The following is a 14,697-nucleotide window of genomic DNA, read 5'->3' as shown; positions in this document are numbered from 1 at the left end:
ATTCGGCATCGGCTTTGCCGAGGCGCTGGGGCAGACCGTGGTGGTGGACAACCGCGGCGGCGCCGCCGGCCATGTCGGCGCCACCGGCGTGGCGCGCTCGCGGCCGGATGCGACGACACTGCTGTTTGCCGTCTCGACCAACATCGTGGTCAACCCGCACCTGCAGAAGGGCGACAGGCTCGACTTGGCCACCGCGCTGCAGCCGGTGGCGCAGGTCTCCACCTACCAATACCTGCTGGTGGTGCACCCGGATGTGCCGGCGAAGACCCTGGCCGAGCTGATCGCCTATGTGAAGTCGCGCCCCAAGGGCGAGCTGACCTATTCCTCGGGCGGCGTCGGCAATGCCAACCACTTGGCCGGCGTGCTGTTCTCGGAGGCCGCGGGGGTGCAGATGGAGCACGTGCCCTATCGCGGCACGGCGCCTGCGCTGCTGGACGTGGTGGCCGGGCGGGTGACGATGAATTTCTCCTCGCCGCCGCCGGCGCTCGCGCTGGTGCGGGAGGGCAAGCTGCGCGCCATCGCGGTGACCGGGGAGGCGCGCATCCCGGCCCTGCCGGAGGTGCCGACGCTGACCGAGGCCGGGCTGCCCGGCGCCGTCATCACCGGCTGGCACGGCGTGTTCGCCCCGGCCGGCGTGCCGGCGGCGCAGATGGATGCGCTGGAGGTAGCGGCGCGCAAGGCGGCCGCGACACCGCGCTACCTCGAGCGCCTGGCGCATGACGGGCTGGAGCCGGCGCCCAACCGCCCGCGCGCGGCTTTCGCCGCGGCGGTGGTGCAGGAAAGCGCCTATTGGGGGCGGAAGGTGAAGGAAGCTTGACCTCAAGCTAGAATAGCCGCGTCGCCTACCAGCGCCGCCCGTAGCCGTAACCATGGCCGCCCCAGCCGCGATAGAAGCCGAGCGAGACGCTCGGCCCGTAATACGGATAGGGATAGGCATAAGGGTAGGGGTAGGCATACGGGGCCGGGTAGGCATAGGCCGGCGCGGGATAGCCGACCACCGCCGGCCCCGGCGCCGCCTGCACGCTGTTGCCGGTGCTGGCGATACACTGGGTATAGGCCATGTCGTAGCGCTGCTGCAGGCTGCCGCTGGAAGCCTGGGCATTGCCCGCGCCGATCGCCGAGCCCGCCAGCAGGCCCGTGCGCCGGCGCCGATCGCCGCCCCTGCGCCGGCCGCCCCGCCGGCTGCGCCCAGCAGCGCACCGGCCCCGGCGCCGAGCGCGGTGCCGAGCGCCGCGCTGCCGACCGCCGATTGGGTCGCCGCATTGGCGGGCGTGTTGCCGCCGATCTGCGCCTGGGCGTAGTTGCGGCAGTTATAATCTTCCGCCTGGAAGGTCTGCATGTCCTTGCCCTTGGCGGGGAGGGCAAGGACGCTCGGCCCGGTCGGCGGTGCGACCGAGCAGGCAGCGATGGCGAGCGGGGCGAGAAGTGCAAGGGCGGCGCGTGCGGATGTCATGGTCCTGTCTTCCTGCCCGGCCGGATACCGGGCGCGATGCTGCTGGACATATGGGGCCGCGAGGCCCGTCCCGCAGCACCGTTACAGGCCGGGAGCTTGCGGCGGCCTCGCCGTCAGATGGATCCTGCGGTCAGGATCTCGGGCGAAAAGCGGCACGGCGGCGGCGAGATCCGCCATGGCCACGCATTCGTGCGGGGTGTGCGCCGTCTCGATCGTCCCGGGGCCGAGGATGACGCAGGGGGCGAGGTCCTGTAGCTCCGACGCATCCGTGCCGTATGGCGCGGTGCGCGGCGACTGTCCCGTGAGGTCGGCGGCGAGGCGGATCAGCGGATGGTCCACCGGCACGCTCGGGCGGCCGGCCTTCCTGGGTGATGTCAAGGGCGATGCCGGCGCGGGACGCCGCGGCGCGCACCGCATTCAGGATTGGCGCAGTGTCGAGGCCGCGGCTGGCGCGGAACTTGATGCGGGCGGTGGCGCGGGCGACGGTCACGTTCACCGCCGTGCCGTGGTTGTCCACGATCAGGTTGAAGTCGCAGAAGGGTGGGTCGTAGGCGGGGTCCTGCAGCGCCGGGTCCTGCCGCAGCCGCAGCTGGATCGCCCGCATCTCCGCCAGGAAGGGGATCAGCGCCCAGTTTGCATTCGTCCCCTGGCCGGTCGAGGAATGCGCCTGCACCCCGCTGGCCGTGGCCAGGATGTTCGCCGAGGAGCGGTGGCCGCGCACCGGAACCAGCCCCGTTGGCTCCGCCACGACGATGCCATTGAGGCCGAGCGAGCGGGCCAGGGCGCTGGCCGCGACGGCCCGGGCGCCGGCCTTGGTGGTCTCCTCGTCCGTGGTGATCAGCAGGGTCGCCGGGACATGCGCCGGGACCGACTTCGCCGCCAGGATGCATGCGGCGACCGCGCCCTTCATGTCGACGCTGCCGAGACCGTGCAGGATGCCGGCGTGGTCGATCCGCGGCGACCAGGGATCCTGCTGCCAGCCGGTCTCCGGCACGGTGTCCATGTGGCCGGACAGCGCATAGCCGCCCTTCGGCCCGCGATGCGCCACCAGCGCCCGCTTCTCCACCCCGTTGGCGTCGCGGTAATCCAGCCGCTCCACCTCGAAGCCGCGCAATTCATGCTCGATATGCCCTGCGACCGCGAGGTTGGAGACGGCGGAGCGGCTGTCGAGGGCGACGAGCTCGGTGGCGAGGCGGGCGAGGGTCTTGCATGGCGGCAGCTTGCCGCGGCGCGGCGAAAGGGCAAGTCTCCGCCGCATGGACACCCTGGCATATCTCGACCCTCGCACCGGCCGGACCTGGCCGCTCGACACCCCGCGCTGGTGCGGCGACGCACAGGAGCCGCTGCTGCTGACCGACCTGCCGGGGCTGGCCCCGGATCAGATCGACCGCAGCACCCGCAGCCTCTGGCGCTACCGCGCCGCGCCTGCCGCCGCTGGCCGGCGACCCGATCAGCATGGGTGAGGGCTGCACGCCGCTGATTTCCCGCGCCTTCGGCGGCGCGACTGCGCTGCTGAAATGCGAGTGGTTCATGCCGACCGGAAGCTTCAAGGATCGCGGCGCCTCTGTCATGCTTTCCCTGCTGCGCGCCCAGGGGATCCAGGCGGTGCTGGAGGACAGCTCGGGCAACGGCGGCGCAGCGATTGCCGCCTATGCCGCGGCCGGGGGCATGCGGGCGAAGATCATGGTGCCGTCCAGCACCAGCCCGGCGAAGACGGTGCAGAGCCGCGCCAGCGGGGCGGAGATCCAGCTGGTCCCGGGCAGCCGGCAGGAGTGTGCCGACGCAGCCGTGCGGGAGGCGGCGAACATCTTCTATGCCAGCCACAATTGGCATCCTTTCTTCCTGCAGGGCACCAAGACGCTGGCCTATGAGCTGTGGGAGGATCTCGGCTTCCGGGCGCCGGACAACGTCATCGTCCCCTGCGGCGCCGGGTCGAACGTGCTGGGCTGCGGTATCGGCTTCGCCGAGCTGCTGCGGGCCGGGCAGATCGACCGCATGCCGCGGATCTTCGCGGCGCAGCCGGTGAATTGCGCGCCGATCGCCCGCGAATTCCTCGATCTCGACGCTGTCGCGCCGCAGCCGACCATCGCCGAGGGCACCGCGATCGCGCAGCCGATCCGCACGCGCGAGTGTATCGGCGTGCTGCGCCTGAGCCAGGGGGCGCGGTGATGCTGACCGAAGCCGAGATCGGCCAGGCCTGCCTCGACCTGGCGCGGAGCGGCGTCTATGTCGAGCCGACCTGCGCCCAGGCGATAGCCGCTTTTGCGAAGCTGCTGGCCGCTGGTACGATCAATGCCGGGGAGACCACGGTGGTGGTGCTGACCGGCACCGGGCTGAAATCGACGCCACGCATCGCCGAGCTTCTGGGGGTGGCGGTATGAGTGCCGGCCCGCGCATCGCGCTGCTCGGCTTCTCGATCGAGTGCAACCGCTTCGCCCCGCCGGCGACGCAGCGCGACTTCGACACCCGCTGCTGGCTGGAGGGCGAGACGATCGTGGCCGACGCCCGCGGGCCGGCACCGAAAGCGCTGGCCGAGATGCCGGGCTTCGTCGCTGACATGGACGCCGCCGGCCCCTGGCAGCCGCGGCCGATCCTGCTGGCCATGGCCGAGCCGAACGGCCCGGTGGAGCAGCCGGTCTTCGACCGCATGATGGCGGCCTGGCGCGCCGGGCTGAAGGCGCTGAGGGGCGAGGTGGAAGGCGCCTATGCCGTCCTGCATGGCGCCGGCTTGGCCACCGCGCTGGACGACCCCGAAGGCGCGCTGCAGGCCATGGTGCGGGAGGTGCTGGGCGACATCCCCTTCGTCTGCAGCTATGACCTGCACGCCAATGTCTCGGACATCATGGTGCGGGACTGCGACGCCTTTATCGGCTACCGCACCAACCCGCACCTGGACATGCGGGAGCGTGGGGCCGAGAGCGCGCAGCTGCTGCGCCGCCTGCTGGCCGGGGAGAAGGCGCATCGCGCGCTGGTCCGCCTGCCGATCGTCGCGCCGACCGTATCGATGCTCACCGCTGCCGGCCCCTACGCCGAGGTGATCGATCTCGGCCAGGAGTTGGCCGCGCTGGACCCGGCGATCTGGAACGTCTCGGTCATGGGCGGCTTCGCCTATGGCGACACGCCGTTCAACGGCATGGCTGTCGTGGTCACGGCGTCCGACCAGGCATCGGCCGACGGCATGGCCGAGCGGCTGGCCCGCGCCGCCTGGGCGCGGCGCGACCGCTTCGTCGCCGAGCTGACCTCGCTGCGCACCGCCACCCAGCGGGCCAAGACCAGCCCGGTGCCGCTGGCCTTCGCCGATGTCGCCGACAATCCGGGCGGCGGCGGACGCGGCAATACCATGCACATCCTGGCCGCCTTCCTCGCGGCCGGCGTCGAGGGCTGCCTGATGGGGGTGATCCACGACCCGCTGCTGGCCGAGGAGGCGCACCGCCTCGGCCTCGGCGCCCGCTTCACCGCCCGCTTCAACCGGCCTCAGGGCACGCTGACGGCCGAGGACGAATTCAGCCGCCCGCTGGAAGCCGAGGCCGAGGTCGTCGCGCTCTCCGACGGTCGCGTCACCGGCCGCCGCGGCATCTTCGCCGGCACGGCGATGACGCTCGGCGCGACGGCGGCGCTGCGCCTCGGCGGGATCACCGTCGTTGTCATATCGATCCGCACGCAATGCGCCGACCCCGCCTTCCTCGAGCATCTCGGGCTCGACATCGGCGCCGCGCGCTGCGTGGTGGTGAAGTCGCGCGGGCATTTCCGCGGCGGCTTCGACGAGTTCTTCACCCCCGACCGCATCGTCGAGGTCGATGCCCCCGGCCTGACCTCCCCCATCCTCACCCGCTTCGCCTGGACGAAGCTGCCGCGCCCGGTCCTGCCGATCGACCCGGACGCGCATTGGAACCCCAAGCGATGACTCTCGACGACCTGCCGACGCCCTGCCTCGTCCTTGACCTCGGCGTGCTGAAGCGAAACCTAGCGCTGATGCAGGCGGCAGTGGCGCGCTTCCCCGGCCTGATGCTGCGGCCGCACATGAAGACCGCGAAGAGCGTCGAGGTGGCGCGGTTCGCCGCCCCTGGCTTCGGCCCGATCACCGTCAGCACCTTGGCCGAGGCACGCTACTTCGCCGAAGCCGGTTGGCGCGACCAGATCTACGCGGTCGGCATCACTCCGGCGAAGCTCGATGCCGTCGCCGCGCTGAACGCCGCCGGTGCGGCTGTGAAGGTCATCACCGACGATGTCGAGGCCGCCCGCGCCATCGCCGCGCATCCCGGCGCGATCCAGGCGCTGGTCGAGGTCGATGTCGGCGAGGCCCGCGGCGGCGTCGCCCCGGATGGCGGCGCCTTGCCGGAGATCGCCGCGGCGCTCGGCCCGCGCCTGGCCGGCATGCTGTCCCATTCCGGCCACAGCTATGCCGGCCGCAGCCCGGCCGAGATGGCTGCGATCGCCGAGGCGGAGCGGCTGGCGATCACCGCCGCCGCCGCGCGACTGCGGGAGGGCGGCCTCGTGGTACCGATCGTCTCGCTCGGCTCCTCCCCCACCGCCATGCATGCGGCGCGGATGGACGGCGTGACCGAGGTCCGCGCCGGGGTCTACATGTTCGGCGACCTGTTCCAGGGGCAGATCGCCACGCATCCGCTGGACGACATCGCGGTGACGGTCCTCGCTTCCGTCATTGGCCGCCGGCCCGACCGCAACACGCTGCTGCTGGATGCCGGGGCGCTGGCGCTGTCGAAGGACCGCAGCACCCAGGCCGCGCCGCGCGACTGGGGCTTCGGCCGGGTTGTGGACCTCGCCGGCCACCCGCTGCCGGGCGAGCCCATGGTCGCCCGCGCCTACCAGGAGCATGGCGAGGTCCATGCCGAGGCGCCATTGCCGTTCGAGAGCCTGCCGGTCGGCGCTCGGCTCCGGGTGGTGCCGAACCATTCCTGCCTGACCGCCGCGGCGCATGATCGCTACCATGTGGTGGAAGGCGGCCGGGAGGTGATCGCCACCTGGGATCGGGTGAACGGCTGGTAACGGATCGTCTGCAACGGCGGCGCGATACCGGACGTTTTAAGGAGCGCAACGGCCCGCGCCCGGGCCGGACCGGGGGTAACGCCATGGCCAGGCGATGGCTTTCGCTGCTCTATGTCCAGGTGCTGATCGCCATCGCCATCGGCGTCACCCTCGGCGCGCTCTGGCCGGAGACGGGGGCGGCGATGAAGCCGCTCGGCGACGGCTTCATCAAGCTGATCAAGATGATCATCGCCCCGGTGGTCTTCTGCACCGTGGTGCACGGCATCGCCAGCGTGCGGGATGCCAGCCGGGTCGGCCGAGGTCGGGCTGAAAGCGATCCTCTACTTCGAGGTGGTCTCGACTTTCGCCCTTGCCATGGGCCTGATCGTCGCCAAGGTCTTCCAGACCGGCAGTGGCTTCAACATCGATGTCAGCCAGCTCGATGCGAAGGCGATCAGCGGCTTCACCCAGAAGGCGCAATCGGACAGCGTGATCGCGCATTTCATGGCGATCATCCCGGATACCTTCGTCGGCGCCTTCGCCCAGGGCGAGCTGCTGCAGGTGCTGCTGCTGGCGGTGCTGACCGGCTTCGCCATCAACGCGCTGCCGGAGCCGGCGCGGATCGCGGTTTCCCACGCCGTCGACCGGCTGTCGGAGATCTTCTTCGGCATCGTCAAGATCGTGGTGCGGGCCGCGCCGGTCGGCGCCTTCGGGGCCATGGCCTTCACCATCGGCGCCTATGGCATCGGCTCCCTGCTGAAGCTCGGCGAGCTGGTGGCGACCTTCTATCTGACCTCGATCGCCTTCGTGCTCATCGTGCTCGGGACCATCGCCCGCTTCTGCGGCTTCAGCATCCTTCGCTTCGTCGCCTATATCCGCGAGGAATTGCTCATTGTCCTCGGCACCTCCAGCTCCGAGAGCGTGCTGCCGCAGATCATGCGGAAGCTGCAGCGGCTTGGCTGCGCGCCGCAGGTGGTCGGGCTGACGGTGCCGCTCGGCTACAGCTTCAACCTCGACGGCACCAACATCTACATGACCCTGGCGACGATGTTCCTGGCCTATGCCACGAACACGCACCTGACGCTCGGCCAGGAGCTGACCATCCTGCTGGTCGCCATGCTGACCTCGAAGGGCGCCTCCGGCGTCACCGGCGCAGGATTCGTGACCTTGGCGGCGACGCTCTCGGTCATCCCCGACATCCCGATCCAGGCGCTGGCGGTCCTCGTCGGCATCGACAAGTTCATGAGCGAGTGCCGGGCGCTCACCAACCTCATCGGCAACGGCGTCGCCTGCGTCGCGGTCAGCAAGTGGGAGGGCGAGCTGGACCATGCCCGCCTGCAGGCGGAACTGGCACGCGGACCGACCGCGCATGACCTGGACGACGTGGTGCCGGTGGGGAAACCCGCCGAGTAGGCAAGGCCGGGGAGGCGGGATCCTCCGCGCGGCAGGTGCCTGTCCCATAGGAAGGACGGGTGAAGGCTTGCGCCCTGCGGCCTGGGCGGGGGAGGCTGCGCCGAGGAGAACCGTCCATGAGCCAGGCCCCCTGTTCCCGCCCGCCCGTGTCGTGCCGCTCGGCGGTGGGGCGAAGCTGATCTTCTGCTCCGGCGTCACCGCCCGCGGCAGCGCCGCTGCCGGCCGGCCGGTGCAGGACCAGGCGCGGGAATGCCTGGGGCGGCTGGAGCGCGCCCTGGCCGGGGAGGGCGCCGACCTCTCCCACCTGCTGAAGATCACCACCTGGCTCTCCGACATGCGGCACTACGACGGCTTCAATGAGGTCCGCCGCGCCGCCTTCGCCGCGCTCGCAACCCCGCCCGCCAGCACCTGCGTCGGCGGCGCGCAGTCCACCACCATTGATGTCTGCATTGAGATCGAGGGCATCGCCGTGGTGCCGGCGCCGGCATGACGCTCGTTGATCATGTCCGGGCGGAATCCGCCCGCCTTGCCGCGCTCTGCACCGCCTGCGGTGGATGCGTGCGTGCCTGCCCGATGACACCCTATGCCGCGGGCGTCGAGGCGGCCGACCCCGCCGCGGTCGCCTTCGGCATGCGCGACGTCCTGCGCGACGGCGCCGGCACGCCAGAGGCGCTCGCCTGGATCGCCGCCTGCACCCGCAGCGGGCTTTGCACGCCGGCCTGCCCTGAGCGGATCGACGCCGCCTTCATGCTCCGCTTGGCGCAATGGCGTGCAAAGGGCGCTTTGGGCGAGCCGCCGCGCATCCCGGTGCGGGAGGACACCCAATTCTCCCCCAAGGTGAAGGCCTTCGCGCGATTGACCCTGACGGAGGAGGAGCAGCGCGAATGGCTGTAGATCCCGACATGGCGGTCTTCTGGTACGGCTGCAACATGACGCGGCATGGCGAGGTGATCCGCGCCACCACCCGCATCCTGGAACTCGTTGGGATGGATGCGGCACCCACCGGCGGCCCCGCCAGCTGCTGCGGCAGCCCGAAGGAGGCCAGCGCCCGCATTGCTGAGGGCATGGCCCGCCGCACCGTCACGCAGTTCAACGAGACGGGGCGCGGCCAGGTCGTCACCTGGTGTCCCTCCTGCCACATGAACATGCAGGACAGCATGGCGCCGGTGACGCCAACCAATTTCGAGACGGTGCACGTGACCGAGGCGCTCTGGGCCCGGCGCGACCGCCTCGCGCCGCTGCTGACCCGGCCGGTCGAGGCGCGGGTGCTGGTGCATGCGCATCACGGCTTCAACGGCCGGGTCGCGGTGAACGACCTCGTCCCGGGCCTGCTGCGGCTGGTTCCCGGCGTGACGGTTGTGGAGCACCCCTATCGCGCGCCCGGCCATATGTGCTCCTCGATCGCCGCCGTGCCTAGCGCGCTGGCCGATGCGCACCGGGCGACGCTGGCCGCCATGGCTGCGTGTGGCGCCGGCACGGTCTGCACCATTTTCCATTCCTGCCACCGCGAGGCCGTGGCGCTGGAACGCCACGGCATCCAGGTGCGCAACTGGGTCCATTTGCTGGCTGAAAGCCTCGGGATTGCGGCCGAGGACGAGTACAAGGCCTGGCGCAACGCCGCCGACCCGCGCGCGGCGATCGGCGAGGACCGCATCGCCGCTGCCGGCGAGGTCGCCTTCACCCGGTTGCTGGAACCCGAGCTGCGCAAGCCCCCACCCGTCTGATCAGCTCTCGATCGTCAGGTTCAGCCGCTCCGTGATCTCGGTCCATTCGCGCAGGTTGCGGGCGATCTGCGCCTTGAAGGTGGCCGGGTCCTGGTAGCTCGGCATGGTGTCCACCGCGAGCAGGCGACGATGCGTCTCGGGCTTGGCGGCGGCGATGCGGAAGACCTCGGCCAGCCGGTCCAGCACCGGCTGCGGCGTCCGCGCCGGGGCCAGCAGGCCGGAGAAGCCGCTGAAGGAGAAGCGCGGGGAGAAGCCTAGCTCCTTCAGCAGCGGCACCTCGCCGAGCGCCGGGATGCGGCGGTCGCCGGCCGTCGCCAGCGGGCGGACGCGGCCCACCCGCATCATCTCCCCGGCCGCGGCCATGGAATGGAAGCCGCCATGGATGGCGCCCGAGAGGATGTCCTGCAGCATCGGCGTCTCGCCGCGATAGGCGATCTGCTCGGCCTGCAGCCCGGCTTCCTCGGCCAGCAGCATGGCGAAGGCATGCCCTGTCGAGCCCGGTGCGTAATTGCCGAAGGACAGGTCGCGACCCTTGGCCCAGGCGGCAAAGGCGGGCCAGGTGGTGATCTCGGCCGGCACCTTTGGGCCGACGACGAAGGTGATGGATGTCGTCCCCAGCCGCCCGATCGGTGCGAAGTCGTTCACCGGGTCATAGGGGAAGCGGCGCATCACCACCGGCGTCTGCACATGTGTGGTGATGGTGAAGAGCAACGTGTAGCCGTCCGGTGCCACCTTGGCCGCGGCCTCCGTCCCCACCAGCCCGCCGGCGCCGCCGCGGTTCTCGATGACGATGGGTTGGCCGAGATTCGGCTGCATCCCCTCGGCGGCGATGCGGGCCCAGGTATCGGTGCCGCCGCCGGCCGGGAAGGGGACGATGAAGCGGACCGGGCGGTCGGGGTAGGGCGATTGGGCGATGGCAGGCGCGGCGAGGCTGGCGGCGGCCAGCCCGAGCAGGCTGCGACGATGCATGGGCGTCTCCGGTGAGGTGGCGCGGGTTCTCTGCGGAATCCGTCGCCGCCCAGGGTGGCCGCTCGCGGCGTCCGGCTCAACCCGTCGCGTAGAGATCAAGGCTCGCCGCCAATTCCTCCCATTGCCGGAGCGTGCGGATGACGGATCGGCGGAAGGTCGGCGGGTCTTCATAGCCTGGCGCGGTGTCGATGGCGCGGAGGCGGCGGAGCATCTCCGGGCTGGTCGCCACGCTGCGGAAGGCTGCTGCCAAGCGGGCGAGGATCGGTTCCGGCACCCGGGCCGGGGCAAAGAGCCCGGTGAAGCCGGTGAAGTCGAAGCGGCGGGAATAGCCGAGTTCGAGCAGCGTCGGCACCTCGGCGGCGAGCGAGGGCACCCGTTCCGGCCCGCCGGTCGCCAGCGGCCGGATGCGCCGCGCCCGGATCATCTCGCCCGAGGCCGGCATGCCGTGGAAGCCGCCATGGAAGCTGCCCGAGAGCAGGTCCTGCAGCATCGGCGCCTCCCCCGGTAGGCGACCTGGGTCACCCGCAGCCCGGCCTCCTGCGCCAGCAGCGCAGGGCATAGGCATGGCCGGTCGAGCCCTGGCCGTGATTGCCGAAGGCGAGATCGCGGCCGCGGCCCCATTCGACGAACTCGGCCAGGGTGGTGACAGCGGCGGGCACCGTCGGGCCGACGCAGAAGGTGATGGCGGTGGTGCCGAGCCGCCCGAGGGGGAAGAAATCCGCCACTGGGTCGTAGGGGAAGCGGCGGAAGGTGACCGGCGCCTGCACATGTGTGGTGATGTTGTAGAGCAGCGTGTAGCCGTCCGGCGGCGCCTTGGCCGCCACCTCCGCCCCCACCATGCCGCCGGCCCCGGCGCGATTCTCGATCAGGATGGGTTGGCCAAGCTCGGCCTGCATCGTCTCCGCCACCATTCGCGCCCAGACATCGGTCCCGCCACCGAGGCGGGAAGGGGACGATGAAGCGGACCGGACGGTCCGGGTAGCGTGGGCCTGGGCGGTCCTGGGCAAGGGCAGGGGTGGCGAGCGCCTGGGCGGCGAGACCCAGGAAGGGACGGCGGCGCATCTGGTGATCCTCCCGTGCGGCCGCTCTGCGGCGGCTGCGCGGGAGAAGCTTGGATCATGCTTGGGCATGTGGAGCGGAGCGGAATCGGTCCACTCCACGGATCGTGAGCCGCGCGTCACCCCTCGGCGGTGATCCCCAGCCGGTCCACCAGCCCTTGCCAGAAGGCAAGGTACTTTTCGACATCGGCGCGGAAGGCAGCCGGCGGCAGGTACTGCGCGATGGTGTCGGTCTCCGCCATGCGGCGCAGCACCTCGGGCCGGGCCATGGTCTGGCGGAAGGCGTCGACCAGCGCGGCGAGGATCGGCTCCGGCGTGCGTGCCGGCGCGAAGAGGCCGATGAAGCCGGGATTGCCGAGATACTCGGGATAGCCGAGAGAGACGAAGGTCGGCACCGAGGGCAGGCTGGGGATGCCGCCACGGCCGAGCGTCGCCAGCGGCCGCGGCCTTCCGCTGCGGATCTGCTCGCCGGAGGCGGTCATGGAATGGAAGGCACAGCTGACGCGGCCTCCAAGCATGTCCTGCAGCAACGGCGCCTCCCCGCGGTAGTGCACCGCGGTCATGTCGAGGCCCCTCGAGGTCGGAGAAGGCCTGAGCGAGCGCATGACCGGAGGAGCCGGGGGAATAGGTGCCGAAGGCGAGCTGCTTGCCCTTCGCCCAGGCGACGAACTCCTTCAGCGTCTTCGCTGGGCAATCAGCGCCGACGCAGAAGGGCAGCGGCGTAGTGCCGAACTTGCCGAGGAAGGCGAAGTCGTCAAGCTGATAGGGCCAGCGCCGCAGCACGACCGGCGTCTGCACAAAATTGGCAATGTGGAACAGGATGGTATAGCCGTCGGCCGGGGCGTTCTTCACCGCTTCGGTGCCGATCAGCCCGCCGGCCCCGGCCCGGTTTTCGATCACCACCGGCTGGCCGAGGATCGCGGCCATCGGCTCGGCGACCAGCCGGGCCCAGATATCGGTGGCGCCGCCCGCCGGCAGCGGCACGACCATGCGGATGGAGCGGTTGGGATAGGGCGCCTGGGCGAGCGCCGGAGTCGCAAGCAGCCCGGCGGCGAGCGTTGTGAATGCGCGGCGGCGCATGCCTGTTTCCTTCCCGAGGTGGATTTCCCCTGAGCCTAGCCGAGGGATGCGCGACGGGCGAGGCCGGCATGGCGCCGAGCGGCTGGCCTGGCGCATCGAGGCGCCTGCTCCGGCCGCGGCGCGGGCGGACCTCTCCCTTGAAGGCGTTCGCTTTTCGGTTGATGGATTTACTTTCCAGAGCCACTTCAAGGTAAAGGGATCAGGCCGGCCAGCCGGCCCATTCCCCGCTCTCACCCCCAATCCCGAGGTCGCCATGGTCACGCCAAGCCGCGCCGGTCCCGCCGCGGGCCCGGTGCTCGTGCTCCTCGACACCGCCTTTGCCCTGATCGCGTGGCCATTGGCGCTCTGGCTCGCCCTGTCAGGCCTCGCCAAGGCGCCCTGGCCCGGCCTGCCGGCGGCGGCACTGCACCCACTGTCCTGCGTGCTCTTCCTCTACGCGCTCGGCCTCTATCGCCGTGATGCGCTGCAGCAGACCCGGCGCTCGCTTGGCCGGGCGCCCTTTGCCGGTGCTGCTCGGCAGCGCCGCCGCCTCCATCCTGCTCGGCCTTCTGCCGCCGCCCTTCGGCGCGACGCAATCCGGGCTGCTCTTCGCGGCGGCGGTCACCTGCTTCACCCTGACCGCCTTTGCCGCCCGCGTGCTGCTGTTCCTGCTGCGCAGGCGCGGCGCCTTCCGGCGCCGCCTCATCATTGTCGGCTCCGGCGAGCGTGCCTTCGACCTGACTCTGCTGCTGCGGCGGGAAGGCGGCACGCTCGGCTACGATGTCGGGCTGATCCGCCATCCCGCGGATGCCGGGGTCGATCCCCGTTTGGCCAAGGATCCGCATTGCGTGGTGCTGGCGGTCGAGGACGGCATCCTCGCCACGGTGCGTAAATTCGGCGCCGACCAGATCGTCGTCGCCCCCGATGACCGTCGCGGCCTGCCGATGGAGGCGCTGCTGGCCTGCCGCACCGCCGGCTACCCGGTGCACGAATACCTGCCCTTCCTTGAGAACGAGATCGGCCGCATCGACATCAAGCGGATCGAGCTCGGCTGGCTGCTCTATGCCGACGGCTTCAATTTCCGGCCGCTCGACCTTGCCCTGAAGCGGGCGCTGGACATCGGCGCGGCGGCGCTGCTTCTGTTGCTGGCAGGGCCGGTGCTGCTTGCCGCGGCGCTGGCGGTGCGGCTGGAGGATGGCGGGCCGGCGCTCTACCAGCAGTCCCGCGTTACCCAGGGCGGGCGGATCTTCCGCATCATGAAGCTGCGCACCATGCGGATGGACGCGGAAAGGTTTGGCGCGGTCTATGCCCAGGCGCGCGACCCGCGCATCACCCGGATCGGCAATTTCCTCCGCCGTACCCGGATCGACGAGCTGCCGCAGCTGCTGAACGTGCTGCGCGGCGACATGAGCTTCGTCGGGCCGCGGCCGGAGCGGCCGGGATTCACTGCGGATCTCGGCCGGAAGCTGCCGCTCTACGAGGAACGGCACCTGGTGCGAGCGGGGCTGACCGGCTGGGCGCAGGTGAACTATCCCTACGGCGCCTCGCTCGACGACAGCCGCTCGAAGCTCAGCTACGACCTGTTCTACGTGAAGAATTTGGCGTGCTGTTCGACATCCTCATCATCCTGCAGACCCTCAGGGTGGTGCTTTGGCCGGGCAATACGGTGCGCTGAAGCCCTACCGGTCCGGATAGTCCCGGCCGGGCCGCGGCTTGTAGGCAGGCAACGACCAGCCGCGCTGGATCGCAACGGCGCGGATGCCGAAGGCGACCGCCATGCCGGCCAGCAGCGCCGGGTCGCGCCACACGCCGTTGACCCGCAGCCCGACGAAGACGGCGGCGCCGGCCAGCGCCGCCAGCGCGTAGATCTCCTTCCGCAGCAACAGCGGGACCTCGTTGCAGATGACATCGCGGACGACGCCGCCGAAGCTGGCGGTGACGACGCCGAGCAGCACCGCCGCCCAGGGCGCGGCGCCGGCCAGCAAGGCGATCTCGGCCCCCAGCACGGCGAAGAGTGCGAGGCCGACCGCATCCG

17 protein-coding genes and 4 pseudogenes are annotated in these 14,697 nt (G+C 70.9%); 12 read left to right on the top strand and 9 right to left on the bottom strand.

Annotated features, from left to right (window positions below; translation table 11 throughout):
- Positions 1-40: 40 nt before the first annotated feature.
- Positions 41-817: a Bug family tripartite tricarboxylate transporter substrate binding protein gene (locus tag ACQ86J_RS03265; protein WP_431270008.1), complete on the top strand. Its 777-nt coding sequence runs from the start codon at positions 41-43 to the stop codon at positions 815-817.
- A gap of 25 nt (positions 818-842) precedes the next feature.
- Here ACQ86J_RS03265 and ACQ86J_RS03260 read toward each other — a convergent pair whose 3' ends face one another.
- From ACQ86J_RS03260 to ACQ86J_RS03250, 3 genes and pseudogenes are all read right to left on the bottom strand, one after another.
- Positions 843-1,061, bottom strand: coding sequence for a hypothetical protein (locus tag ACQ86J_RS03260; RefSeq protein WP_431270007.1), 219 nt, complete (start codon positions 1,059-1,061; stop codon positions 843-845).
- Between the two features lie 473 nt (positions 1,062-1,534).
- Positions 1,535-1,870: a M20/M25/M40 family metallo-hydrolase gene (locus ACQ86J_RS03255; protein WP_431272720.1), complete on the bottom strand. Its 336-nt coding sequence runs from the start codon at positions 1,868-1,870 to the stop codon at positions 1,535-1,537.
- Between the two features lie 31 nt (positions 1,871-1,901).
- A pseudogene (locus ACQ86J_RS03250) lies at positions 1,902-2,456 on the bottom strand (M20/M25/M40 family metallo-hydrolase); the annotation flags it as partial.
- A gap of 253 nt (positions 2,457-2,709) precedes the next feature.
- Between ACQ86J_RS03250 and ACQ86J_RS03245 the strand changes: the two are divergent.
- From ACQ86J_RS03245 to ACQ86J_RS03200, 10 genes and pseudogenes are all read left to right on the top strand, one after another.
- Entirely contained in the window at positions 2,710-2,916 is a 207-nt protein-coding gene (locus ACQ86J_RS03245) for a hypothetical protein (protein WP_431270006.1), read from the top strand.
- Positions 2,909-3,622, top strand: coding sequence for a pyridoxal-phosphate dependent enzyme (locus tag ACQ86J_RS03240; protein ID WP_431270005.1), 714 nt, complete (start codon positions 2,909-2,911; stop codon positions 3,620-3,622). Before ACQ86J_RS03245 ends, ACQ86J_RS03240 begins: the two co-directional genes overlap by 8 nt.
- A complete protein-coding gene (locus ACQ86J_RS03235; protein WP_431270004.1) occupies positions 3,622-3,834 on the top strand; it encodes a hypothetical protein in 213 nt (70 codons plus the stop codon). The genes ACQ86J_RS03240 and ACQ86J_RS03235 overlap by 1 nt, the downstream gene beginning before the upstream one ends.
- A complete protein-coding gene (locus ACQ86J_RS03230) occupies positions 3,831-5,357 on the top strand; it encodes a M81 family metallopeptidase (protein ID WP_431270003.1) in 1,527 nt (508 codons plus the stop codon). Before ACQ86J_RS03235 ends, ACQ86J_RS03230 begins: the two co-directional genes overlap by 4 nt.
- Entirely contained in the window at positions 5,354-6,460 is a 1,107-nt protein-coding gene (locus ACQ86J_RS03225; protein ID WP_431270002.1) for an alanine racemase, read from the top strand. Before ACQ86J_RS03230 ends, ACQ86J_RS03225 begins: the two co-directional genes overlap by 4 nt.
- Before the next feature lie 83 nt (positions 6,461-6,543).
- Positions 6,544-6,699, top strand: a pseudogene (locus ACQ86J_RS03220) (cation:dicarboxylate symporter family transporter); the annotation flags it as partial.
- Between the two features lie 40 nt (positions 6,700-6,739).
- Positions 6,740-7,852 (top strand): cation:dicarboxylate symporter family transporter, encoded by a 1,113-nt coding sequence (locus ACQ86J_RS03215; protein ID WP_431270001.1) that lies wholly within the window; start codon positions 6,740-6,742, stop codon positions 7,850-7,852.
- A gap of 67 nt (positions 7,853-7,919) precedes the next feature.
- Positions 7,920-8,342, top strand: coding sequence for a RidA family protein (locus ACQ86J_RS03210; protein WP_431270000.1), 423 nt, complete (start codon positions 7,920-7,922; stop codon positions 8,340-8,342).
- Positions 8,339-8,746, top strand: a complete 408-nt coding sequence (locus ACQ86J_RS03205; RefSeq protein WP_431269999.1) for a hypothetical protein — start codon at positions 8,339-8,341, stop codon at positions 8,744-8,746. Before ACQ86J_RS03210 ends, ACQ86J_RS03205 begins: the two co-directional genes overlap by 4 nt.
- Entirely contained in the window at positions 8,737-9,576 is an 840-nt protein-coding gene (locus ACQ86J_RS03200) for a heterodisulfide reductase-related iron-sulfur binding cluster (protein ID WP_431269998.1), read from the top strand. The genes ACQ86J_RS03205 and ACQ86J_RS03200 overlap by 10 nt, the downstream gene beginning before the upstream one ends.
- Here ACQ86J_RS03200 and ACQ86J_RS03195 read toward each other — a convergent pair whose 3' ends face one another.
- From ACQ86J_RS03195 to ACQ86J_RS03175, 5 genes and pseudogenes are all read right to left on the bottom strand, one after another.
- The gene (locus ACQ86J_RS03195) at positions 9,577-10,545 is read right to left on the bottom strand and encodes a Bug family tripartite tricarboxylate transporter substrate binding protein (protein WP_431269997.1); all 969 of its coding nucleotides are present in this window, start codon (positions 10,543-10,545) and stop codon (positions 9,577-9,579) included.
- A gap of 76 nt (positions 10,546-10,621) precedes the next feature.
- On the bottom strand, positions 10,622-11,035 hold the full coding sequence (locus ACQ86J_RS03190) for a tripartite tricarboxylate transporter substrate-binding protein (RefSeq protein WP_431269996.1): 414 nt from the start codon (positions 11,033-11,035) through the stop codon (positions 10,622-10,624).
- A 28-nt stretch (positions 11,036-11,063) separates the two neighbouring features.
- Positions 11,064-11,456 carry a Bug family tripartite tricarboxylate transporter substrate binding protein gene (locus ACQ86J_RS03185; protein ID WP_431272719.1) on the bottom strand — a complete coding sequence of 131 codons (393 nt, stop codon included), beginning with the start codon at positions 11,454-11,456 and terminating at the stop codon, positions 11,064-11,066.
- A gap of 266 nt (positions 11,457-11,722) precedes the next feature.
- Positions 11,723-12,166, bottom strand: coding sequence for a Bug family tripartite tricarboxylate transporter substrate binding protein (locus ACQ86J_RS03180; protein WP_431272718.1), 444 nt, complete (start codon positions 12,164-12,166; stop codon positions 11,723-11,725).
- 76 nt (positions 12,167-12,242) lie between these two features.
- Positions 12,243-12,530, bottom strand: a pseudogene (locus ACQ86J_RS03175) (tripartite tricarboxylate transporter substrate-binding protein); the annotation flags it as partial.
- A gap of 611 nt (positions 12,531-13,141) precedes the next feature.
- On the opposite strand from ACQ86J_RS03175, the pseudogene ACQ86J_RS03170 reads away from it, so the two are divergent.
- Positions 13,142-14,206, top strand: a pseudogene (locus ACQ86J_RS03170) (sugar transferase); the annotation flags it as partial.
- Between the two features lie 135 nt (positions 14,207-14,341).
- On the opposite strand, the gene ACQ86J_RS03165 reads toward ACQ86J_RS03170, so the two are convergent.
- Entirely contained in the window at positions 14,342-14,668 is a 327-nt protein-coding gene (locus ACQ86J_RS03165) for a trimeric intracellular cation channel family protein (RefSeq protein WP_431272717.1), read from the bottom strand.
- Positions 14,669-14,697: the final 29 nt, after the last annotated feature.

The organism is Dankookia sp. P2 (assembly GCF_050632255.1).
GTDB lineage: Bacteria > Pseudomonadota > Alphaproteobacteria > Acetobacterales > Acetobacteraceae > Paracraurococcus.
Note: the sequence above shows the minus strand (reverse complement) of the source record. Positions and strands in the feature narration are given on the sequence as shown.

What these genes read in the sequence shown, in the direction of transcription:
- ACQ86J_RS03255 (WP_431272720.1), bottom strand. Translation starts at nt 1,870, where the DNA reads ATGCGGTGCGCGCCGCGGCGTCCCGCGCCGGCATCGCCCTTGACATCA.
- ACQ86J_RS03240 (WP_431270005.1), top strand. Translation starts at nt 2,909, where the DNA reads ATGGGTGAGGGCTGCACGCCGCTGATTTCCCGCGCCTTCGGCGGCGCG.
- ACQ86J_RS03235 (WP_431270004.1), top strand. Translation starts at nt 3,622, where the DNA reads ATGCTGACCGAAGCCGAGATCGGCCAGGCCTGCCTCGACCTGGCGCGG.
- ACQ86J_RS03205 (WP_431269999.1), top strand. Translation starts at nt 8,339, where the DNA reads ATGACGCTCGTTGATCATGTCCGGGCGGAATCCGCCCGCCTTGCCGCG.
- ACQ86J_RS03200 (WP_431269998.1), top strand. Translation starts at nt 8,737, where the DNA reads ATGGCTGTAGATCCCGACATGGCGGTCTTCTGGTACGGCTGCAACATG.
- ACQ86J_RS03245 (WP_431270006.1), top strand. Translation starts at nt 2,710, where the DNA reads ATGGACACCCTGGCATATCTCGACCCTCGCACCGGCCGGACCTGGCCG.
- ACQ86J_RS03195 (WP_431269997.1), bottom strand. Translation starts at nt 10,545, where the DNA reads ATGCATCGTCGCAGCCTGCTCGGGCTGGCCGCCGCCAGCCTCGCCGCG.
- ACQ86J_RS03230 (WP_431270003.1), top strand. Translation starts at nt 3,831, where the DNA reads ATGAGTGCCGGCCCGCGCATCGCGCTGCTCGGCTTCTCGATCGAGTGC.
- ACQ86J_RS03190 (WP_431269996.1), bottom strand. Translation starts at nt 11,035, where the DNA reads ATGCTGCAGGACCTGCTCTCGGGCAGCTTCCATGGCGGCTTCCACGGC.
- ACQ86J_RS03180 (WP_431272718.1), bottom strand. Translation starts at nt 12,166, where the DNA reads ATGACCGCGGTGCACTACCGCGGGGAGGCGCCGTTGCTGCAGGACATG.
- ACQ86J_RS03260 (WP_431270007.1), bottom strand. Translation starts at nt 1,061, where the DNA reads ATGGCCTATACCCAGTGTATCGCCAGCACCGGCAACAGCGTGCAGGCG.
- ACQ86J_RS03225 (WP_431270002.1), top strand. Translation starts at nt 5,354, where the DNA reads ATGACTCTCGACGACCTGCCGACGCCCTGCCTCGTCCTTGACCTCGGC.
- ACQ86J_RS03185 (WP_431272719.1), bottom strand. Translation starts at nt 11,456, where the DNA reads ATGGTGGCGGAGACGATGCAGGCCGAGCTTGGCCAACCCATCCTGATC.
- ACQ86J_RS03215 (WP_431270001.1), top strand. Translation starts at nt 6,740, where the DNA reads ATGCCAGCCGGGTCGGCCGAGGTCGGGCTGAAAGCGATCCTCTACTTC.